The following is a 19,919-nucleotide window of genomic DNA, read 5'->3' on the forward strand; positions in this document are numbered from 1 at the left end:
TATATAGGTACAGATCCACAGTGCCTTTTCAAAATATATCAGAGATGGATTAAAATGCCCAGAGAATCTGGGAGAAAGGAAAAATCCAATTACCATCTAAGATAATTGGATTATACGTGAAAAATATGGAAAATAAAACTTTGGATATAAGAGGTATGACCTGTGCAGCCTGTGCACAAAGAATTGAAAAGACAGTGCGAAAGCTGCCGGGTATCGATCAGGCTTCTGTAAACTTTGCCAGTGAAAAGCTGTTCGTAGAATACGATAACAGCAACCTGGATTTATCTGATATAAAGGCAGCGGTTACAAAAATTGGATATGAGGTCGCAGAAAAATCGGCCAATACAGATGTCACGATCCCCATCGGAGGAATGACCTGTGCTGCCTGTGCCAGACGTGTGGAGAAAGCCATTGGAAAGCTGGACGGTGTGGAACAGTCTTCTGTGAACTTTGCGACAGAAAAAGCCACGGTTGCCTATGACCCCCAAAAGGTAAGGCTGTCTGCAATTAAAAGTGCCATTGAAAAAGCGGGGTATCAGGCATTGGAGGTTAACAAAGCCGATGCAGCAGACGAAGACAGAGCCAGAAAGCAGAGGGAGATAAAAACACTCTGGACAAAATTCATTATTTCTGCGGTATTCGCTCTTCCTCTTTTTTATATAGCAATGGCACCTATGATCAGCTTTATCCGTTTACCATTTCCATCAGCCATAGCACCCATGAATTATCCGCTTATCTATGCTCTGGCAGAATTGATTTTAGTTGCACCGGTAATCGGTGTGGGATATAAATTTTATACCATTGGCTTTAAGGCTCTGTTTCAGAGAAGCCCCAATATGGATTCTCTGATTGCAATCGGAACCACAGCGGCTGTTCTATACAGCATTTATAATACTTTTCAGATCGCAAACGGTCATTTTGCTGCAGTAGATGCGCTTTACTATGAATCAGCAGGTGTAATCATTACCCTGATTCTTCTTGGTAAATCCTTAGAAGCTGTTTCCAAAGGCAGAACCAGTGAAGCAATTAAAAAGCTGATGGGCCTGGCACCTAAGACTGCGGTGATTTTAGAAGATGGCCAGGAAAAGGAAATTCCCATTGACGAAGTGGAAATCGGTGATATTATTCTGGTAAAGCCAGGTGATAAGATTCCTGTGGATGGTACTGTTTTAGGCGGACACACGGCAATAGATGAATCCATGCTCACCGGTGAGAGTATGCCGGTGGATAAAAGCGAAGGTGATCCGGTTTATGCTGCATCTATCAATACGACAGGTGTGATCCAGTTCAGGGCCGAAAAAATCGGAAGTGATACGGCGCTTGCCCAGATCATCAAGCTGGTGGAAGATGCACAGGGATCCAAAGCACCCATTGCCCAGATGGCTGATATTGTATCCGGATATTTTGTTCCAGTGGTCTGCGTGATTGCGCTTCTCGCCGGAATTGCCTGGTATATCGGTACGGCAGGAGACTTAAAGTTTGCACTCACCATCTTTATATCCGTTCTGGTAATCGCCTGCCCCTGTGCGCTTGGTCTGGCTACACCGACTGCCATCATGGTAGGTACTGGAAAAGGTGCGGAAAACGGTATTTTAATCAAAGGCGGAGAAGCGTTAGAGACTGCCCATAAAATTAATACCATTGTATTTGATAAAACAGGAACCATAACAGAAGGAAAGCCCAAAGTTACTGATATTATTACTGCTGGAGAAATTTCCAAAGACCGCCTTTTCCAGCTTACTGCATCTGCGGAGCGGGGGTCCGAACATCCCCTGGGGCAGGCAATTGTAAATGGAGCAAAGGAAGCAGGACTTTCTCTTTTAGAGGCAGAGCAGTTTGACTCCCTGACAGGACGGGGGATTAAAGCCAGGCTGGAAGGTGAAGAGATACTTGCAGGAAACAGGAAGCTGATGGTGGAGCAGAATATCTCCCTTGCAGGTCTGGAAGAGATTTCGGATAAACTGGCAGAAGAAGGGAAGACTCCCATGTACGTGGCAGTAAACGGAGCACTGGCAGGAATTGTAGCGGTTGCTGATGTGGTGAAAGAATCCAGTCGGGCAGCTATTCTGCGGCTTCATAAAATGGGAATTGAAGTTGCTATGATTACCGGTGACAATCAGAAGACTGCAGCAGCTATTGCAAAACAGGTAGGAATTGACCGGGTACTGGCCGAGGTGCTTCCCCAGGATAAATCCAACGAGGTGAAAAAACTTCAGTCAGAAAGACGGAAAGTAGCCATGGTTGGAGATGGAATTAATGATGCTCCGGCACTTGCCCAGGCAGATATCGGAATTGCCATCGGGTCCGGTACGGATGTTGCCATGGAATCGGCAGATATTGTTCTGATGCGTTCGGATTTAATGGATGTACCCACTGCCATTGATTTAAGCAAGCATACCATTCGCAATATTAAGCAGAATCTCTTCTGGGCATTCGGTTATAATGTAATCGGAATTCCCATTGCAGCGGGAATATTGCACCTGCTGTTCAACGGCCCCCTCTTAAACCCCATGTTTGCGGCGGCTGCCATGAGCTTAAGCTCTGTATCCGTACTGACCAATGCACTGCGGTTAAAGAGATTTAAACCCGATACAGGAAAGAGGTGACAGAAACATGATGAATAATAAGAAAGCAATCGCAGCGATTGCTGCAGGGTTACTGGTGGTTTGTGCAATTGTGTTTCTGACAGTTGAGAGCGCCGGAGGTACCTTTGATGTAGTAGGAAAAAGGTCCATACAGTCCTTTGAGCAGGTATTAAACGCAATTCCTGAACAGGTAAGCCAGGAAAGCGAAGGGAAAGACTTTACCCTGACAGCTCCTGACGGCAGTGTTCGTTTTATCTGGAACAGTGCCAACAATTCTGATTCCCGTTTTGATGTGATGCTTCAGGCTGATGCAGCGCCCTTTGTTGCTGCAGGTCTGGATACGGGAAAGCTGCCTGAGGAATATGACGTAAGCGGCGATTTTATTACGGCAGGCTTAAAGCTTGATAACAGCAGTTCTGTAAAGGAAGGTAAATCTGCTCTTGATGCATATGAAAGCATGGTTTATAATGACCGTAGTCTGATTAATTATCATATGGATATGGACCACTTCGGAGTGAAGCTTGGCGGCGGGAATATGTTTGAATGGGCAAAGAATATGAAAACCAGTGCAGCAACCGGAAAGGATCAGGATAAAGACATTGTATTTGTTCTTAATCCGGAGCCGTTTATAGCAGCTGGAGTTAATCCCGAAAAGGTGGAAGGCTGGGTTTATGCTCCTGTTCCCGTTATGGAGAATGGGAAAAAAACAGAGGTCTTAAAGTTTTTAAAGCCTTTTAATATACAATAAAAAATCATGGAGGAATTTAATATGGCAAAGACAGTAATTAACGTAGATGGAATGGCGTGTGAGCATTGTGTAAAGGCTATTACCGGTGCAGTAGGAGCACTAAACGGAGTTTCCGGTGTAGCGGTTGATTTATCTGCGAAGACAGTGACTGTGGACCACAATCCAGAGGAAGCATCTGTAGAAAAAATCAAAGCAGAGATTGAAGATCAGGGCTACGATGTGGTAGAATAAAGAAAGACGGGAACCGGAAAATGTCCGGTTCCCGTCTTTCATACCGGAAAGATCCGTCAGATTGAGGTGAAAGAATGCACAAAAACAGCAGGCAAGTGCTGGTAGTAGATGATGAGCCGAAGATACTTGAAGTAGTATGTATGCTATTGGAAAGCAAAGGATTTGTGGTATTTCCCGCCGAAAACGGGAAAAAGGCTCTGGAAATTTTTGATTCGGAGAATATTTCTCTTATTATACTGGATTTAATGCTTCCTGATGTATCGGGAGAAGAGGTCTGTACGATTATCCGCAAAAAATCCCGTGTTCCTGTCATAATGCTGACTGCAAGGGTAGAGGAAGAGGACGTGGTTGGCGGACTGGAGCTGGGAGCAGACGATTATATTATGAAACCGTTTGGCTTAAAAGAACTGTATGCCAGGGTGGAAGCCGTACTAAGGCGCACCGAAAGCGATCTGATACCTCTCGTAAAGAGGAATTCCTGGAGAGAGGGAGATCTTGTGGTGGATTTTGAACGTAATGAGGTAAAGAAAAAAGGAAACAGTCTGGCTCTGACACCCAGCGAGATGAAGATTCTGTCGGCACTGATTAAATACCCTGGTAAAGTGTTTACCAGAGATGAGCTGATTGATTCTGCTCTGGGTGAGGATTTTGCCGGTTATGACAGAGCGATTGACAGCCACATTAAGAATATAAGAAAAAAGATAGAGGATGATCCAAGAAACCCAGCCTATGTTTTAACGATTCCGGGATTGGGATACAAGTTTGGAGGCTGATGGATATGAAGACCTTAAGAAAACAGCTTTCCCTTACCATTCTCCTGACACTGCTTGTTACCATCGCACTGATCGGACTTGCCTCTAACTGGTTGATTAACTGGGAATTTGAAAAATATATAACCAGAATCGGTGAGGAAAGACGGGATAACATTGTTGAAGAGCTGGGAAAACAGTATGATGGTTTTCAAAGAAGCTGGAGACAGGATTACGTTCATGCAATCGGCATGAACTCTTTGTATGACGGATATATTATAAAACTTTATGATGCAAACGGGAATGTGGTATGGGATGCAGAGAATCATGACATGAGTCTTTGCGGCCAGATCATGGATGAAATCTCACAACGCATGAAGGAACGGGGAACAGAAGGCGGTTTCATTAATCATACCTATGAACTGGAACGGGATGGGAAAAAGACAGGAGCAGTCTCCATTAAGTATTATGGTCCGTTTTTTATGAATGAGGCAGATTTTAACTTTATTCAGGTGATGAATACCGTTCTCCTTGTGATAGGGGTAATGTCCGGAATCTGCGCAGTGGCTGTGGGCTGTATTCTGGGAAGCAGAATTTCCCGCCCGGTCACAAAAACTGCCTTTATTGCAAAGCAGATATCCAAAGGCAATTATGAACTCCGGTTTGAGCCAGGTACCAGGATCCGGGAGCTTGATGATCTGGGGATTGCCATTAATCATTTATCCGGAGCGTTGAAGGATCAGGAGCGTCTGCGCAAGCAGCTGACTGCAGATGTGGCCCATGAACTGCGGACTCCTTTGACCGCGCTGGGGTCTCATTTAGAGGCCATGATTGAGGGGCTGTGGGAGGCGACACCGGAGCGTTTGGAAAGCTGCCACGAGGAAGTAAAACGTCTGGGAACATTAGTTGCCGATTTAGAGCAGCTGGCCAGGATTGAGGGGGAAAGCTTCAGCCTGAACAAAAATCCCATGGATCTGTTTTTGGCAGTGCGGACAGTATCAGAAAATATGACAGGAGAAATTAACAAAAAGAAACTGGCTCTCAGTATCAAGGGGGAACCGGTTTTTGTGGATGGGGATAAAAACAGGCTGGGGCAGGTGTTCTCCAATCTGCTTTCTAATGCGGTCAAGTATACACCAGAGGGCGGCAGTATCCGGATCGAAGTATGGGAAACCAGTGAATATGGAGTTGTAACAATAACGGATACCGGTATCGGAATCAGAGAGGAAGAACTGCCTCTTATATTTGAACGGTTTTACCGCACAGATAAATCCAGAAACAGGAAAACAGGTGGTGCCGGAATCGGTCTTGCCATTGTAAAGTCCATTGTGGAATCCCACGGAGGTACTGTAACAGCAGAAAGTAAAGAGGAATCGGGAAGCTGTTTTACAGTCTCGATTCCAAAGTCAGTAGTATGATTTAGAGATATCCTTCAGGACTCTGCTCCTTCAGAGTGAACCGGTTCTTTGTGAAGGTAAGAATTTCTTCTGCCTGTAATTTACTCAGTTCATTGGACAGTGCGCTGCGGTCTACGGAAAGATAATCAGCCAGCTGCTGTCTGTTAAACGGAATATCAAAGGTGGAGGAATTGCTTTTTAAGGACTCTGCAGAGAGGTAGGAAAGCAGTTTCTCCCGAATCGTCTTTTTTGACATGTGCTGCATCTTTTTTGTGAGAACTAAGTTCCTGCCGGCTATGGCTGACAGGAAATTCTGGATCAGGCGGGTATGAAAGCCGCAGGCAGAGGTGCACACAGTTAAAATCTTATTAAAATCAAGAAATAAAATCTCACACTCAGAATCAGCGATTACGCTCATTTCAATGGGGACAGAGGAAATACAGGCATAGGTCTCTGCAAACACGGTTCCAGGCATGACTTCTGAAATGATGCTTCGTTTTCCCCAGAAATCTTCCTGAATAATCAACGCTGTTCCGGAAAGGACCATTCCCACCGAATGAATGTAATCGCCGCTTCTTATTATAAATTCATCTTTTTTAAAATGCTTCATCCGGGCGGATAAGCATTTTAACATGCTTTTGATTTCATCAGGTGAAACACCTGAAAACAAGCTGGATTTTTTTAGAACGTGAAGAAATTCTTCCATATGAATCGCCCTCCTGTGTATAAATTTTCCATTTTTCATATATTAATTTCAAAATGTTGTAGAAACAACAGAAATGATGATAATATTATATTATAATCGCTATAGAAACACAAGAACAAAATAAGGAGGGAGACAAATGTCAGAGAAACTCTTGAAAAATATAGCTCAGGAAGAAGTACTTAAATTAGCAGATTTAGTTGAGATCCAAAATGGCCAGATTGTAAGTAAAACCCTGGTTCAGAATCAGTCCGTAAGCGTTACCCTGTTCGCCTTTGATCAGGGCGAAGAGATCAGCTCTCATGAGTCCAATGGAGATGCCATGGTCACTGTCTTAGAAGGAACAGGAAAATTCACTGTAGATGGAGCAGAATATATTTTAAATGAAGGGGAGACATTGGTTATGCCGGCGAAGAAGCCACATGCTGTGTACGCCCAGGAGTGCTTTAAGATGTCATTGGTAGTAGTATTTTAAAGAAAGGCCGAATGCAAAAGATGAAAAATCAAATGTCCGGTTTTCAGGATGAGCTGACTGGTTCGCTCATCGGCCTGGCAAAGGCGTGTAAAATGAATATCCGCCAGGCAGCCGTAACCAGACTTCTGATGGAAGGTTTAATCACAACAATTAAAGATGCTGGTTTTCATGACCAGGCTGTGGCAGATATGCTTAAAAAAGTCAAAAAGGAAAAAAACAGGATTGCCCCGGGATGTGCCATTTGTAAAAGTGTCTGCGGCAATACCTCTGATTATGACATAAAAAACATCTGGACCTGCGACGAAGAGATTCGTTTATTAAAGCTCCTGATCTTGTCTGGCATCAAAGGAATCGCAGTTTATGCCCTTCCTGTCATGGAAAAGGGATATGAAAATGATAAAATAAATGAATTCTTTTACAAAGCTTTGTCTATCATAAGCTATGACTTAGCAATGGAAGATCTTCTACCGGTGGTGGCGGAAACAGCAGAGATGAATCAGATCTGCAATAACACCAGACAGGCTGGATTATTTATCGCAATACCGGATTACGAATCCATGTATGAATTCTTTACACCTAAGATACTGGCAATGCTTAAAGAGAACTATCATATTTCTCTGATACCCATGCCAAAGGAAGATTTAAAGAAAATAACCGATCAATTAACTTTTCATTAACAGGAGGAAGAAATAATGATAACGAAAGAAATGTATATTGGAGAAATTTTAAGAAGTAAACCGGAAGCAGCAGAGATTTTAATGGGCTGCGGAATGCACTGCCTTGGCTGTCCGTCTTCACAGATGGAATCCTTAGAGGATGCCTGCATGGTTCACGGACTTGATGCGGATGAGGTGCTGGAGCAATTAAACAAATAGAGAAAAGAGGAATGAGATGAGCGCATTTTTAGGACCAATTCACATCTGGTTATATAATAAAATTCTGCTTCAGAACGATATGACAGATACGATTGTGGCCTTAGCAGAAGAAAAGGGCTGGACAGATGGATTAGGAGAGAAGATGGATTCCAGATATGGTACTCTGGAAACAGGCAATTTAGAGGATAATATTAATACGGATAACATTCACGGATGGCTGCAGGAGCGTGTCAGCCTGGTGGAAAACCGTCTTGCTTATGCAGTCACCACTCTTCTTGAAGAAGACCCGGAACGTATTGACGAGATGAAACAGGCAGTGAAGGAATTTGGAAAAAGCCGCAGAGCAGAAGGGACTGTATCTGTAAAACAGGCTTATGATCATCTGGAAAATACGTTGTTAAACGGAATGCCCTGTGACAGAGTCAATCAGCTGGTAAAGGAAGAGGCGGATCTGTTAGTTTATCGTCAGGTTGTGGAAATTCATGAACCATACTGGGATATGATCCATGGCGATGTAAAACATTACTATGAACTGAGAGAAGCCCTGATTGAGGGAATGCTTGAGGGGTTAAGTGTGCAATTTTATCATACAGGAAATCAGGAGTATGAATTAAGGAGCCGCCAATGAATGGAATCGATATTTTAATGAAGGAACATGAAAATATTCTGGCTTTCAACGGTTTTTTAAGAAAAATCTGTGCAGGTATTGTAGAAGGCGGGGAAGTCGACGGGGCTCTTCTTAGAGAATGCATCGATTTTGGCAGAAATTATGCAGACAAGCATCATCATGGGAAGGAAGAGAAAATCTTATTCCGGATTATGATGGAGAATATGGGGCCTGTTGCAGATAAGCTGATCCGCAATGGAATGCTGGTGGAACACGATCTGGGGAGACTTCATCTGACCCAATTGGAAGCAGCAATTGAAGAGTATGAAAAAAATCCCATCACAGACCATAAGCTGGATATCATTTCCAATGCAGTAGGATATGGGGCGCTGTTACAGCGCCATATAGAGAAAGAAGATCAGGCTGCTTATGCCTTTGCTGCCCGCGCTCTTCCAGCAGATAAAATGAATGATGTGGATGCAGAGACAGAAAGCTTTGAAGTTAAGGCGAGAGAAGACGGAATCCAGGAACACTACGAAAGCTGGCTTCGCAGTAAGCTGGGATAATTTTAGCCAGCTTAAATTATACAAAAGAGGTGAATGTTTCCAATGGAACTTAAACATTATTTAGAGCAGCATGACCGAATCAAAGAAGAACTGTCGGATCTGAAAATACTTCTTGCAAAGCAGGACCTGGAGCAGAATGCTGCAGAACTGGCATTCCATATCAGCGGACTTGCCGGAAAGTTAAATATTCATCTGACTTCTGAAGATCAATATTTATACCCTTTCTTTTTTAAAGGCAATGATGTAAATCTGGTTAACAAAGCGCATGAGTATCAGAATGAGATGGGAAACCTTCTGGCAGATTTTACGGTATTTAAAAACACTTTTAATACAAAGATAAAAATCTTGTCAGACAGAGATCGCTTTATAAATGAATCAAATAGAATTATACAGTCCATCGAGCAGCGTATGGATAAAGAAGAAAAAGATTTATACCGGCTTGTATGAAGAACTAAGTGGAGTAGAATAACTAAGGTATCAGTTATTCTGCTCCATTCTTTTTGGCATTAAATTTCTGTCCGGTGGTTATTCAAGACCGGTATTCTTTGGGACTGCAGCCATAGTGTTCCTGAAATTTTTGATAGAAAAAGCTGATATTTTCATAACCTGCTTCATTTGCAATCTCTGTAACTGACATATTTGTATTTCTCAGAAATTTAGCTGCGTATTTTAATTTCTGTGACTGTACTAGCTGCTTATAGGTCATACCTGTATGCTTCTTAATAAGAGAAGTGAGATAATTCGGGCTTAGATGGAAAAACGCGGCAACTGAAATTAAAGTACAGCTTTTAAAATTAGTTTCAATGAACCGGATTATACTAAGAATAGAAGGGGTACTGGATTCACTTTCCTCCCGGACAAGTTGATTTTTATATACATTGATAAGCTCGGCAATGATTAAACTGAACAGATTCTTTATAAAATCCGTGGAATTTACGGATGGGTCAAAGCACTCGCAGAGAAGCTCCTGGGTAAATAATTGTGTTCTTCTGCTGTTTTCCGATTGAAAAAATAAATATTTGTTTTCATGGCTTTTTTCGTTCATAGCATTGATAAAAAAGTGAGATAAGATACTGTCTGTGGAAAAATGATCCAGAAGATTCTCGCGCAGATAATTTTTTGATACCATGAAACTGATCATTATATCATCTTCACCCGTTGCTTTTATGGAGTGGGGAACGTATGGATCAATAATCAGCACCTGTCCCTGCTTTAACGTGATATCTGTGTTATTTATGGTCTGGGGGCAGATGCCGGAATAGACGTAGTTAATCTCAATATAGTCATGAACATGTACGGGTACCGGAATAAAGCGGGAATTTTTTTTGATGCTGATATCAAGTGCAGTGGATTGCCAGCCAGATAAAACACTGTGTTTTTCCATCATATTATGTTTTTCTTCAAAGTAGATGCAGTTGACGGTCTCCCCGTCGATTTTGATTTTTGGCATATGATCCCAAAAATCCGGAATAAATCCGTTTTTATATTTTTTCTCGCTTGTACTTAAGCTGCGAAGTGTCAGATCAAGGCTGTTTAAATCCATTTGATGCTCCTTTAAGGGTGACTGAATGATATGGCAGAGTCTATAGGACAAGTATATGCTCCATCGTTAGTTTGGTCAATAAACAGAAGTGTTTTCGTTATTATTATAAGCATTCACGTATGGTAGTATAAAAATACAAAGTACCCAGACACTATTTTAGAGAAAGAAGGAGAAGATGAAAATGGGAAAAAACAGCTATACTCAGTTGGCATCAGATCTTGTCAGAATGGTTGGAGGCAGGGATAATATTATCAGTGTTACCAATTGCATGACCCGGCTGCGGTTTGTTTTAAAGGATGAGAATGTTGCAAAAACAGATGAGATAAAAGCAAATAAGGAGGTAAAAGGGGTTATCCAACAGGGAGGTCAGTATCAGATTATTATTGGCACTCATGTAAATGCTGTGATAGATGATGTAAGAAAAGAAGCGGGAATCACGGAGGGTGATGAGAAACAGGATATGAAGCTTTTAAAGGATGGCAATCTGTTTGACCGGATCTTTAAAATTATCAGCGGCTGTATTATGCCGATGATCGGAGTCATGGTTGCCTCTGGTATGATTAAGGGTCTGCTGGCAGTTCTCACAACTGCCAAAGTCCTTCAGGCGACAGACGGTACTTATCTGATTTTATACGCAGCAGCAAATTCCATCATGTATTTTTTGCCTGTCATTGTAGGCTTTAATGCGGGAAAGGTATTTGGCTGCAGTCAATTTGTTACTGCTATTATCGGTGCCTCCCTGATCTATCCGGATATGCTGGCAGCTCAGACAGCAGGCACAGCACTGACCTTTTTAAAGATACCGGTTATGCTGATCAATTATAGCAGCAGCCTGCTCCCCGTTGTAGCTGCATCCTGGGTTGCTTCTAAAATCGAGAAGGGCGCGAAAAAAATCGTCCCCCAGATGCTCCAGTTGTTTTTTGTGCCCACAATTGTTCTTATGGTTACCGTACCGCTGTCCTATCTGGTAATCGGACCGGTTATGACCTATGTGTCCAATTACTTAAGTGCCGGAGTGATGTTCATATTTAATCATGTTCCGGTTTTGGGAGGAGTACTTTTCGGTGCATTCTGGCAGCTCATCGTTCTTTTGGGTTTACACTCTGCTTTTATACCCGTGTTAATGAACAATTTATTTACGTTGGGCAGTGATCCGGTCAATGCGGTATTAGGACTTACTGTCTGGGCTTTAGCTGGAGTTTCACTGGGATATGCGTTAAGGATGAAGGATAAGGAGAAAAAATCCCTGGGGTTTGGAAATCTGGTATCCTGTTTATTCGGTATTACGGAACCGACCATTTATTCCATTGCTCTTCCGAATTTTAAGCTGTTTATCGCAGCCTTTGTGGGAGGAGGCGTCGGAGGTGGAATTATGGCGGCACTGGGAGGCAGAATGTATTCATTCATCGGGGATGGAATCTTTCGTTTTCCGGCAATGATTAATCCGGCTGGACTGGATATCAGCTTTTACGGTTTTGCCGTATGCGCTGCCATATCTTTTTCAATATCAGCAGTTCTGGCGTTTATACTGGCTGGTGAGGATACAAAAAATACAGATCGGAGTAAGTGATCATGTACAACAGAATAGAAGAAATTTTAGAGGGGAAGATAGAAAACTGCTTTTATCCATTTTTCTGGCAGCACGGAGAAACAGAGGCTGTGCTCCGTAAGTATATGGGAAAAATACAGGAAAGCGGAATGAAGGCCATATGCATTGAAGCAAGACCTCATCCGGACTTTCTGGGAGAAAAATGGTGGACTGATTTAGACATTATATTGGATGAAGCCAGAAAAAGGGACATGAAAATATGGATTCTTGATGATTCTCATTTCCCAACAGGATACGCCAATGGTGCCATAAAAGAAAAATATCCGGAACACAGAAAATGGTACCTTTACATGCGGCGCTTCGATGTAGCCGGACCTGTAAAGGGAGCCAGAATCAATATCAGTTATCTTGCAGGAAGGCCCTGGGATGGAGTCAGTAAAGATATCAATCATGTAATCGGAGTTTACATGGCAAAACGTATAAGTGACCGGAACACAGGAAAAGAAGAGATTGTCGTTGATACACTTGCGGATAAGACTTATGCATTAAAAGATGGAATTATATCCATTGATATTCCAGAGGGTGCCTTTTGCATATTTACAGTCTTTTATACCAGAGATGGTGGAGAGGAAACCACAGCTGACTATTTGAATCCGTTGTCTGCGAAGGCTACACAGGTTCTGATCGATACAGTTTATAAACCCCATTATGAAAAATATAAAAACGATTTTGGAAAAACAATTACAGGATTTTTTTCAGATGAACCCAGGTTTGGTAATAAAAAAGGCTTTTTGGCAGGGATAGGACAGGATATGGTTCTTCCATGGAGATTAGGACTTGAGAAAGAACTCCCCTTTGAACTGAAATTTCTTCCCCTTTTATGGGTGAGAGGAGAGGGGCTTGAAGGGGAAATCCGGTATCAGTACATGAATCTTATCACAAGATTATATCATGAAAATTTTACAGGTGTACTGGCAAAATGGTGTCATGACAGAGGTATCTGCTATCTGGGACATAATATTGAAGACAACGGTGCACATACAAGACTTGGATATGGAACCGGTCACTACTTCCGGGGGCAGACAGAGCAGGACTTTTCAGGAATTGATGTGATCGGGACCCAGATTGTTCCGGGAATGCCGTATCATCATGATTCTTTTTCAACAGGCGGGTGTGACGGGGAATTTTATCATTTTGCCCTTGCAAAACTGGGATCTTCCGCTGCTCATCTGGATCCGGTGAAAAATGGCCGGGCGATGTGTGAGGCGTTTGGCGCTTATGGATGGAATGAGGGGCTTAAGCTGATGAAATGGATTACAGATCATCTGGTCGTGCGGGGGATTAATTATCTGGTGCCCCATGCGTTTAGCCCTAGGGAATTTCCGGATTGGGACTGTCCTCCCCATTTTTATGCCCAGGGACATAATCCTCAGTTTCGGTATTTTAATGTCTACAGCAATTATGCAAACCGTCTTATGAACCTGTTTCAAAGTGGAGTTCACAGAGCCTCTGCCGCGGTTTTATATCCGGCAGAGCAGGAATGGGCAGGGAACTATATGCCGGTGGAAAAACCGGTGAGGGAACTGCTGGAACATCAGATCGACTGTGATATTGTATCTGCGGATTATCTTTTTAATGCTGTGATCGAAGGAAATATGCTTAAGATTCATAAGGAATATTTTAAGACTGTAATTATTCCTTATGGCGAAGCGATCCCTGTAAACGTAATAAGGAAAGTAACTGAATATGCCAAGTCAGGAATACGGGTTATTTTTCTTAATGATTATCCGTCAAGAACGCTGGGAGGGGAGCTGTCAGAGGAAGAATGGCACATACTGAAACAAGTCTGTCTGGCGGGAGCTGTCAACGATTTGGAAGTTCTGTGCAGGGATCTGGCAGAAATCAAGCTGGAAGCACCTTTTCGTGAGCTGGTCTATTACCACTATGATCAGGGAACACAGAACTGGATGTTTTTTAATGAACATCTGTCAAAAACCGTTGATACAATTATAGAGATCCCGGATGCTGCCTATGCATACTCCTATGATGCATTTTCCAATACATTGTATAAATTGGAGAAGAAAGAAGACGGTTATCGGCTAAAACTGGCTCCTTATGAATCCTGTGTTTGGATCTTCTCGGAAGATCCCATCGCAATTGCTGATGAAACGGTAAAACCAGTATGCCATGGGAAACCGCAGCAATTGACGGCGGACTGGAAGGTTTCCTTTGCAGACAGCTTTTCTTACCCGGATTTTAAAGAGACTCTGCCGGTCAGAGAAGCGGTCACGGTAAATACGATTGACGGATATGAGGATAAATGCGGGACAGTATCGTATGAGACGGTTCTTACCTTTAAGGAAGAGCAAGGCGAGGTATTTCTGGATTTAGGGGCTGTATACGAAATTGCGGAAGTATTTGTAAATAACAAATCTGCCGGAGTAAAATTGTGCCCTCCCTATATATTTGATTTAACCGGACTGGTGGAACAGGGGAAGCACTTACTGAGGGTAGAAGTGACCAATACTCTGGGAACCCAGATCAGGGATGGTTTGTCTCAATACCTGGTCATTGAGCCTTTCGGGATAGAGGGTCCAATTACACTATATACTTAAACTTAAGTGGTTGGATAGGGGCTGGAAACAGTAAAAATGTTTTTAGCCCTTATTCGATCATTTCATAATTTAATAATACCATATGTATGTGATCTTCCCATTTTCCATTGATTTTTAAGTACTGGGAAGCAAGTCCTTCTTCCTGAAAGCCAAGTTTTTTTGTCACTTTTAGAGACCTGATATTACGTGGCATAATATTGGCTTCAATCCGATGAAGACCATAGTCCTGAAACATGATTTCAATTCCTTTTTTTACAGCTTCTGTCATATAGCCCATGTTTATCTCATCTTTATCCAGGTTATAGCCAAGGAAGCAGGAGAGGAACACTCCTTTTACGATATTGTTAAATGCCAGGGCGCCGATCACTTTGTTTTCCTCACCCTTTTTTGAGATCCACAGCTTTAATGCATTGCTGTCTGCGATTTGGTTTTCCAGCTGCTTTTTCTGATATTCCAGAGTGTAAAATTCTTCTTCTCTGACAGGCTCCCATTCCGATAAAAATCCACGGTTTCTTTGATAATAGTCTGTGACCATAGGGGCAAATGACAGTTCCGGTGTTCTTAGTAAAAGCCGCTGGGTTTCATAAATTGTTGACATGTTTTCCTCCTGTAGTATTGAAATTTTGGAGTAAAAGCATAGCATAAACGTGCGTGTATGTCAATAATGCCTGATTTTCATACCACATCTTGTGAAAAAATGAAATCTGGAGTACAATAGGGGAGTATGGAGGAGAGTAGCAAATATGAACGAGAACATGGAATATCACACACATAAGGCAGAGGATGGAACTGAATATACCCATTCCCATTTACCCGGACACCCGCATAAGCATACGAATACAAAGATGGTTATAAACCGGCTGTCCCGTGCGATCGGACATTTAGAATCTGTGAAACGTATGGTCAGTGACGAAAGAGACTGCAGTGAGGTACTGATTCAGCTGTCAGCAGTCATATCCGCACTGAATCAGACAGGAAAAGTGATTATTAAGGATCATATTGAACATTGTATTGTGGACGCGGTGGAATCTGGAGACAAGCAGGCAATTGAGGATTTAAACAAGGCCATAGACCGTTTTATTAAATAAACCAATTCCCATCTGAAGGAAACCTTATCCAGTAAAAATGAATTGCCCAAACACACTTTTCGAAGTATAATTACTTGAAGTGTGTTTTTTTATACCACCAGGCAGAAAATGTAGAAAGAGGTAGATTCATTTGTTAAATCAGTTTTCCAGAACCCAGCTGTTACTGGGGGAAGACGCTATGAAGCGTCTGTCAGAGGCGAAAGTTGCCGTATTTGGAATAGGCGGAGTGGGCGGATATGTTGTAGAAGCTCTTGTAAGAAGCGGAGTCCGTTCCTTTGTTCTTGTTGATGATGATAAGGTATGTCTGACCAATATTAACAGACAGATAATAGCCACCAGAAAAACGGTGGGCAAATATAAGGTTGAAGTAATGAAAGAACGGATATTAGAGATTAATCCGGATGCTGAGGTGGAGATGCACAAGTGCTTCTTTCTGCCTGAGAATGCAGGAGATTTTTCCTTTCAGGACTATGATTATGTAGTGGATGCTGTGGATACGGTGACAGCCAAGCTTCAGCTTGTGATGCAGGCAAAAGAAGCAGGTGTTCCGGTTATCAGCTGTATGGGCGCCGGCAACAAGTTAGATCCTACCAGGTTTGAGGTTGCCGACATTTATAAAACATCGGTTTGCCCCCTGGCGAAGGTTATGAGAAGAGAGTTAAAGAAGCGGGGAGTGAAAAAGCTAAAGGTGGTCTATTCAAAGGAAATACCAACCAGGCCCATCGAGGATATGTCCATCAGCTGCAGGACAAACTGCATCTGCCCTCCCGGAGCTGCTCATAAGTGTACGGAGAGACGGGATATTCCCGGCAGCCTGGCATTTGTGCCGTCTGTTGCAGGTCTGATTATCGCCGGTGAGGTGATTAAAGACCTTTCAGGCGGGCAGCAGAAAGCGTAAAGGAATGAGGAGATAAGGATATGGGTTCAGAATACATGGATACGTGTGAATGCAGTCTGTCATTACAACAGCTGGAGCAGATGGATCAGGCAGAATATATTCTGGTGGATATCAGAGAGGAAAGAGCCTATCAGCATGGTTTTATTCCCGGCGCCATTCACATGGATATGGAAGCATTATCAGCAGATGAGTGCACGCTTCCCAAAGAGAAAAAGATTGTTTTATATTGCTTAAAGGGTGTAATCAGCGAGGAAGCGGCAGAGACTTTAAGAGAAAAGGGATACATGGCCTATAGCCTGGAAGGAGGCTATGGAACCTGGCTCATTCAGACCATGAAGAAAGAAGAAAAGGGACTGGGCCGTCTGGAGGAGATTGAAAAAAGTATCCGAAAGAAATTCCATAAAGAGTTGTTCAGTAAATTTGCCAAAGCGATTAATGAATATGAGCTTGTAAAGGAAAGTGACAAGATTGCGGTATGCATCTCCGGAGGTAAGGATTCCATGCTGATGGCAAAGCTGTTTCAGGAGATCAGACGCCACAACAAGTTTCCGTTTGAGCTGGTATTTCTTGTGATGGATCCCGGATATCATGAGACAAACCGTCAGGTCATTGAAAACAATGCCAGACTTTTAAATATTCCTATTACCGTATTTGAAACACAGATTTTTGATGCAGTCTATGAAGTGGAGAAATCCCCCTGTTATCTGTGTGCAAGAATGAGGCGGGGACACTTATACAGTAAGGCGAAGGAACTGGGCTGCAATAAGATTGCACTGGGCCACCATTATGATGATGTAATCGAGACTATACTCATGGGAATGATGTACGGAGGCCAGATCCAGACCATGATGCCTAAGCTTCACAGCACTAATTTTGAAGGGATGGAGCTGATTCGTCCGCTGTACCTCATCAGAGAGGATGACATCAAACGGTGGAGGGATTATAATGACCTTCATTTCATCCAGTGTGCATGCCGGTTTACCGATACCTGCACTACCTGCAGGACAGATGGAAACACCGGTTCCAAACGGGTGGAGATTAAAAACCTGATCAGCCAGTTAAAGGAGACCAACCCCTACATTGAAAGCAACATATTTAAAAGTGTGGAGAATGTTAATCTTAATACTATAATTGCTTATAAGAAGGAAGGGGCTGTTCATCACTTTCTGGATGATTATGATGAGAAAGCAGCAGATAAAACTGAAAATCCGGAAGAATAATCGAAAATAGACTTGAAAAACATATTAACCTTGTGGTAAATTATGATAAGGAGGTTATGCCATATGAAAATTTCAACGAAAGGCCGTTATGCCATCAGACTGATGATTGATCTGGCGGAGCACAATAACGGTGAATTTATTACTCTGATGGATATTGCCCAAAGGCAGGAGATATCAGAAAAATATTTAGAATCCATTGTATCAATTTTAAGTAAGAATAATCTCCTTATCTCTTTGAGAGGAAAGGGCGGCGGCTATAAGCTGGCTAAGGATCCGGAGCTTTATACGGTGGGAAGCATTTTACGGCTTACGGAAGGTTCGCTTGCGCCAGTGTCCTGTCTGGAGGGAGAGACCAATAACTGCAGCAGAGCCAGTCAGTGTCAGACTCTGGAGATGTGGGAAGGCCTTAATAAGCTGATTAATGATTACTTTGACGGGATTACCATTGCTGATCTGATTCATAAGAATGATTATATGAATAATTATGTGATATAGGTGAATGAATGGATTTTTAATAGGAAGCTCCCTTCATGGATGAATTTTATCTGATTCCTCCATGAAGGGAGCTTTTTCATATAATAGGGAAGTTCACTGGGGCAACACGAGTGTACAGATGGTGCCTTCAGTACAAAATGCAGCAGACGGAGGAAATGTTGCCTCAGCCATGCATGCGCTGCAAAGCGATAATGTGGGGGGCAGTATTACCGTTCGAAATACAGGTGGTTATGTTGCGAAATTTAAGGTTACTTTTACTCTCAACGGACAGCGTATCGAAAAAGACAGCGGAAACTTTACGGCAGGTGTGAACAAACAGCTGGATATTCCGTCAGGTTCCACAGACATCCAGGTTGAAGCACTGGCAGCGTGGTTTATTGGCTCATGGTCCAGTATTTTTACCGTTGGATTTGATGCTCCTGTACGCAAAAGCTATGAGGTATACGGAACGACATTAAATACCAAATGGAAAGAAATTTCCTGATTTTAAAATTGGGGGGTGGCAGGCTTTGATTTTGGCCTGCCACTCTTTTTTGATGTATTGAAATATATATAATCCGGCAGAACTTGCAAAGCTGATGAATTCTATAAGGGTACTAAATAAATTCCTTTTACCGTTTTTGGAAAATGGAAAAATAATTACCATGTATTACCACTGGAAAAATGGAAGTAACAGTGCTATTATATTCCTGTAACACAAATGTAATAATTTTGTAACAAACCCATAAGGAGGAAATAACATTGAAGAGACTAAAAGCAATTGGATTGATTACGTTAACATTAACAAGCATGCTTCCATTAACAGCAAACGCAGCGGTGAATAATTCTTTCAGACAGTGCTATGGCGGAAGAAATGTGACTGCAATTTATGGCTCCGGCAATGTCAGTGATTTAAAAGCAAAGCTTCAGCAGTTTGGAATCAATTTAAACGATATAAACAATTTAAATAATTTCGACTGGTCATCATTTAACAATCGCTATAATAAAAATTGCAATAATGGAAATACCAACAACGGAAATACCAACAACGGAAATACCGATAATGGAAATACCGATAATGGAAATACCGATAACGGAAATACCGATAATGGAAATACCGATAACGGAAACACCGATAATGGTAATACCGATAACGGCTCTACTACCAACAAGACCTATACCCAGCAGGTTGTAGATCTGGTAAATGCAGAAAGAGCAAAAGCCGGACTTGCCCCTCTTACCATTGATGCAAATGTGGAAAAAGCAGCTAATGTAAGAGCTGGTGAAATTCAGACTTCCTTTGAGCATGTACGTCCAAACGGAAGCTCCTTCTCTACTGCCTTAAGAGAGCAGAACGTTAACTTCCAGGGTGCAGGCGAAAACATTGCCTGGGGACAGCAGACTCCGCAAGAAGTAATGAATGCATGGATGAACAGTGCCGGACACCGCGCTAACATCTTAAATAAGAACTTTACACATATCGGCGTTGGCAATTTACAAAACAGTGCCGGAACACAGTACTGGGTACAGCTGTTTACATACTAAGTAAAGACAATTATACATAAGATGCGTCCTGAGAGGAAATCCTTTCAGGGC

General features: G+C 42.4%; 22 protein-coding genes. 19 read left to right on the forward strand and 3 right to left on the reverse strand.

All coding sequences use genetic code 11. The features are described 5' to 3' along the window. The first annotated feature begins 125 nt into the window (after window positions 1–125). The 5 genes from CRO04_RS20440 to CRO04_RS20460 all read left to right on the forward strand — a co-directional run bounded on the left by CRO04_RS20440 (window position 126) and on the right by CRO04_RS20460 (window position 5,731). Entirely contained in the window at window positions 126–2,606 is a 2,481-nt protein-coding gene (locus CRO04_RS20440) for a heavy metal translocating P-type ATPase (RefSeq protein ID WP_097006172.1), read from the forward strand. A gap of 7 nt (window positions 2,607–2,613) precedes the next feature. Beyond that, window positions 2,614–3,333, forward strand: coding sequence for a hypothetical protein (locus CRO04_RS20445; RefSeq protein WP_097006094.1), 720 nt, complete (start codon window positions 2,614–2,616; stop codon window positions 3,331–3,333). A gap of 21 nt (window positions 3,334–3,354) precedes the next feature. Then, window positions 3,355–3,564 carry a copper chaperone CopZ gene (gene copZ / locus CRO04_RS20450; protein ID WP_097006095.1) on the forward strand — a complete coding sequence of 70 codons (210 nt, stop codon included), beginning with the start codon at window positions 3,355–3,357 and terminating at the stop codon, window positions 3,562–3,564. Between the two features lie 74 nt (window positions 3,565–3,638). Further along, entirely contained in the window at window positions 3,639–4,337 is a 699-nt protein-coding gene (locus tag CRO04_RS20455; protein ID WP_097006096.1) for a response regulator transcription factor, read from the forward strand. Between the two features lie 5 nt (window positions 4,338–4,342). Next, window positions 4,343–5,731 (forward strand): HAMP domain-containing sensor histidine kinase, encoded by a 1,389-nt coding sequence (locus tag CRO04_RS20460; protein ID WP_097006173.1) that lies wholly within the window; start codon window positions 4,343–4,345, stop codon window positions 5,729–5,731. A gap of 1 nt (window position 5,732) precedes the next feature. Here CRO04_RS20460 and CRO04_RS20465 read toward each other — a convergent pair whose 3' ends face one another. Next, a complete protein-coding gene (locus tag CRO04_RS20465) occupies window positions 5,733–6,416 on the reverse strand; it encodes a Crp/Fnr family transcriptional regulator (RefSeq protein ID WP_097006097.1) in 684 nt (227 codons plus the stop codon). A gap of 136 nt (window positions 6,417–6,552) precedes the next feature. On the opposite strand from CRO04_RS20465, the gene CRO04_RS20470 reads away from it, so the two are divergent. Genes CRO04_RS20470 through CRO04_RS20495 form a run of 6 tightly spaced genes read left to right on the forward strand, consistent with a single transcriptional unit; the run spans window position 6,553 to window position 9,383 of the window. Further along, window positions 6,553–6,888: a cupin domain-containing protein gene (locus CRO04_RS20470; protein WP_097006098.1), complete on the forward strand. Its 336-nt coding sequence runs from the start codon at window positions 6,553–6,555 to the stop codon at window positions 6,886–6,888. 11 nt (window positions 6,889–6,899) lie between these two features. Next, complete coding sequence (locus CRO04_RS20475) at window positions 6,900–7,565, forward strand: hypothetical protein (RefSeq protein ID WP_097006099.1); 666 nt, start codon at window positions 6,900–6,902, stop codon at window positions 7,563–7,565. 15 nt (window positions 7,566–7,580) lie between these two features. Then, the gene (locus CRO04_RS20480) at window positions 7,581–7,763 is read left to right on the forward strand and encodes a DUF1858 domain-containing protein (protein ID WP_170823777.1); all 183 of its coding nucleotides are present in this window, start codon (window positions 7,581–7,583) and stop codon (window positions 7,761–7,763) included. A gap of 16 nt (window positions 7,764–7,779) precedes the next feature. Next, a complete protein-coding gene (locus tag CRO04_RS20485) occupies window positions 7,780–8,391 on the forward strand; it encodes a hypothetical protein (protein ID WP_097006101.1) in 612 nt (203 codons plus the stop codon). Then, a complete protein-coding gene (locus tag CRO04_RS20490; protein ID WP_097006102.1) occupies window positions 8,388–8,936 on the forward strand; it encodes a hemerythrin domain-containing protein in 549 nt (182 codons plus the stop codon). The genes CRO04_RS20485 and CRO04_RS20490 overlap by 4 nt, the downstream gene beginning before the upstream one ends. A 42-nt stretch (window positions 8,937–8,978) precedes the next feature. Continuing rightward, window positions 8,979–9,383: a hemerythrin domain-containing protein gene (locus tag CRO04_RS20495; protein ID WP_166432625.1), complete on the forward strand. Its 405-nt coding sequence runs from the start codon at window positions 8,979–8,981 to the stop codon at window positions 9,381–9,383. A gap of 82 nt (window positions 9,384–9,465) precedes the next feature. Here CRO04_RS20495 and CRO04_RS20500 read toward each other — a convergent pair whose 3' ends face one another. Then, entirely contained in the window at window positions 9,466–10,479 is a 1,014-nt protein-coding gene (locus tag CRO04_RS20500; protein WP_097006104.1) for an AraC family transcriptional regulator, read from the reverse strand. A gap of 181 nt (window positions 10,480–10,660) precedes the next feature. Between CRO04_RS20500 and CRO04_RS20505 the strand changes: the two genes are divergently transcribed. Together CRO04_RS20505 and CRO04_RS20510 are read left to right on the forward strand one after the other, a co-directional pair. After that, window positions 10,661–12,049, forward strand: a complete 1,389-nt coding sequence (locus CRO04_RS20505) for a PTS transporter subunit EIIC (RefSeq protein WP_097006105.1) — start codon at window positions 10,661–10,663, stop codon at window positions 12,047–12,049. A 2-nt stretch (window positions 12,050–12,051) separates the two neighbouring features. Beyond that, on the forward strand, window positions 12,052–14,643 hold the full coding sequence (locus CRO04_RS20510; RefSeq protein ID WP_097006106.1) for a glycosylhydrolase-like jelly roll fold domain-containing protein: 2,592 nt from the start codon (window positions 12,052–12,054) through the stop codon (window positions 14,641–14,643). A 49-nt stretch (window positions 14,644–14,692) separates the two neighbouring features. On the opposite strand, the gene CRO04_RS20515 is transcribed toward CRO04_RS20510, so the two are convergent. Continuing rightward, window positions 14,693–15,241 (reverse strand): GNAT family N-acetyltransferase, encoded by a 549-nt coding sequence (locus CRO04_RS20515; RefSeq protein WP_097006107.1) that lies wholly within the window; start codon window positions 15,239–15,241, stop codon window positions 14,693–14,695. A gap of 145 nt (window positions 15,242–15,386) precedes the next feature. Here CRO04_RS20515 and CRO04_RS20520 point away from each other — a divergent pair, with 145 nt between their 5' ends. The 6 genes from CRO04_RS20520 to CRO04_RS25920 all read left to right on the forward strand — a co-directional run bounded on the left by CRO04_RS20520 (window position 15,387) and on the right by CRO04_RS25920 (window position 19,868). Next, window positions 15,387–15,731 carry a metal-sensing transcriptional repressor gene (locus tag CRO04_RS20520; RefSeq protein ID WP_097006108.1) on the forward strand — a complete coding sequence of 115 codons (345 nt, stop codon included), beginning with the start codon at window positions 15,387–15,389 and terminating at the stop codon, window positions 15,729–15,731. A gap of 130 nt (window positions 15,732–15,861) precedes the next feature. Further along, window positions 15,862–16,629, forward strand: a complete 768-nt coding sequence (locus tag CRO04_RS20525; RefSeq protein ID WP_097006109.1) for a tRNA threonylcarbamoyladenosine dehydratase — start codon at window positions 15,862–15,864, stop codon at window positions 16,627–16,629. A 20-nt stretch (window positions 16,630–16,649) separates the two neighbouring features. Further along, window positions 16,650–17,849: an ATP-binding protein gene (locus tag CRO04_RS20530; RefSeq protein WP_242974580.1), complete on the forward strand. Its 1,200-nt coding sequence runs from the start codon at window positions 16,650–16,652 to the stop codon at window positions 17,847–17,849. Window positions 17,850–17,912: 63 nt separating this feature from the next. Further along, the gene (locus tag CRO04_RS20535) at window positions 17,913–18,344 is read left to right on the forward strand and encodes an RrF2 family transcriptional regulator (protein ID WP_097006110.1); all 432 of its coding nucleotides are present in this window, start codon (window positions 17,913–17,915) and stop codon (window positions 18,342–18,344) included. A 118-nt stretch (window positions 18,345–18,462) separates the two neighbouring features. Further along, window positions 18,463–18,828: a hypothetical protein gene (locus CRO04_RS20540; RefSeq protein WP_141401010.1), complete on the forward strand. Its 366-nt coding sequence runs from the start codon at window positions 18,463–18,465 to the stop codon at window positions 18,826–18,828. A 257-nt stretch (window positions 18,829–19,085) separates the two neighbouring features. Next, window positions 19,086–19,868, forward strand: coding sequence for a CAP domain-containing protein (locus tag CRO04_RS25920; RefSeq protein WP_242974581.1), 783 nt, complete (start codon window positions 19,086–19,088; stop codon window positions 19,866–19,868). The last annotated feature ends 51 nt before the right edge of the window (window positions 19,869–19,919 follow it).

Origin of the sequence: Lacrimispora amygdalina (assembly GCF_900205965.1) — a bacterium.
Lineage (GTDB): Bacteria > Bacillota > Clostridia > Lachnospirales > Lachnospiraceae > Lacrimispora > Lacrimispora amygdalina_A.

Bases quoted from the DNA above. Each gene is read 5' to 3' on its own strand.
- CRO04_RS20495 (WP_166432625.1), top strand. From the start codon at position 8,979: ATGGAACTTAAACATTATTTAGAGCAGCATGACCGAATCAAAGAAGAA.
- CRO04_RS20520 (WP_097006108.1), top strand. From the start codon at position 15,387: ATGAACGAGAACATGGAATATCACACACATAAGGCAGAGGATGGAACT.
- CRO04_RS20480 (WP_170823777.1), top strand. From the start codon at position 7,581: ATGATAACGAAAGAAATGTATATTGGAGAAATTTTAAGAAGTAAACCG.
- CRO04_RS20445 (WP_097006094.1), top strand. From the start codon at position 2,614: ATGATGAATAATAAGAAAGCAATCGCAGCGATTGCTGCAGGGTTACTG.
- CRO04_RS20535 (WP_097006110.1), top strand. From the start codon at position 17,913: ATGAAAATTTCAACGAAAGGCCGTTATGCCATCAGACTGATGATTGAT.
- CRO04_RS20440 (WP_097006172.1), top strand. From the start codon at position 126: ATGGAAAATAAAACTTTGGATATAAGAGGTATGACCTGTGCAGCCTGT.
- CRO04_RS20465 (WP_097006097.1), bottom strand. From the start codon at position 6,416: ATGGAAGAATTTCTTCACGTTCTAAAAAAATCCAGCTTGTTTTCAGGT.
- CRO04_RS20505 (WP_097006105.1), top strand. From the start codon at position 10,661: ATGGGAAAAAACAGCTATACTCAGTTGGCATCAGATCTTGTCAGAATG.
- CRO04_RS20540 (WP_141401010.1), top strand. From the start codon at position 18,463: ATGGTGCCTTCAGTACAAAATGCAGCAGACGGAGGAAATGTTGCCTCA.
- CRO04_RS20460 (WP_097006173.1), top strand. From the start codon at position 4,343: ATGAAGACCTTAAGAAAACAGCTTTCCCTTACCATTCTCCTGACACTG.
- CRO04_RS20530 (WP_242974580.1), top strand. From the start codon at position 16,650: ATGGGTTCAGAATACATGGATACGTGTGAATGCAGTCTGTCATTACAA.
- CRO04_RS20500 (WP_097006104.1), bottom strand. From the start codon at position 10,479: ATGGATTTAAACAGCCTTGATCTGACACTTCGCAGCTTAAGTACAAGC.
- CRO04_RS20515 (WP_097006107.1), bottom strand. From the start codon at position 15,241: ATGTCAACAATTTATGAAACCCAGCGGCTTTTACTAAGAACACCGGAA.
- CRO04_RS20455 (WP_097006096.1), top strand. From the start codon at position 3,639: ATGCACAAAAACAGCAGGCAAGTGCTGGTAGTAGATGATGAGCCGAAG.
- CRO04_RS20490 (WP_097006102.1), top strand. From the start codon at position 8,388: ATGAATGGAATCGATATTTTAATGAAGGAACATGAAAATATTCTGGCT.
- copZ (WP_097006095.1), top strand. From the start codon at position 3,355: ATGGCAAAGACAGTAATTAACGTAGATGGAATGGCGTGTGAGCATTGT.
- CRO04_RS20510 (WP_097006106.1), top strand. From the start codon at position 12,052: ATGTACAACAGAATAGAAGAAATTTTAGAGGGGAAGATAGAAAACTGC.
- CRO04_RS20475 (WP_097006099.1), top strand. From the start codon at position 6,900: ATGCAAAAGATGAAAAATCAAATGTCCGGTTTTCAGGATGAGCTGACT.
- CRO04_RS20485 (WP_097006101.1), top strand. From the start codon at position 7,780: ATGAGCGCATTTTTAGGACCAATTCACATCTGGTTATATAATAAAATT.
- CRO04_RS20470 (WP_097006098.1), top strand. From the start codon at position 6,553: ATGTCAGAGAAACTCTTGAAAAATATAGCTCAGGAAGAAGTACTTAAA.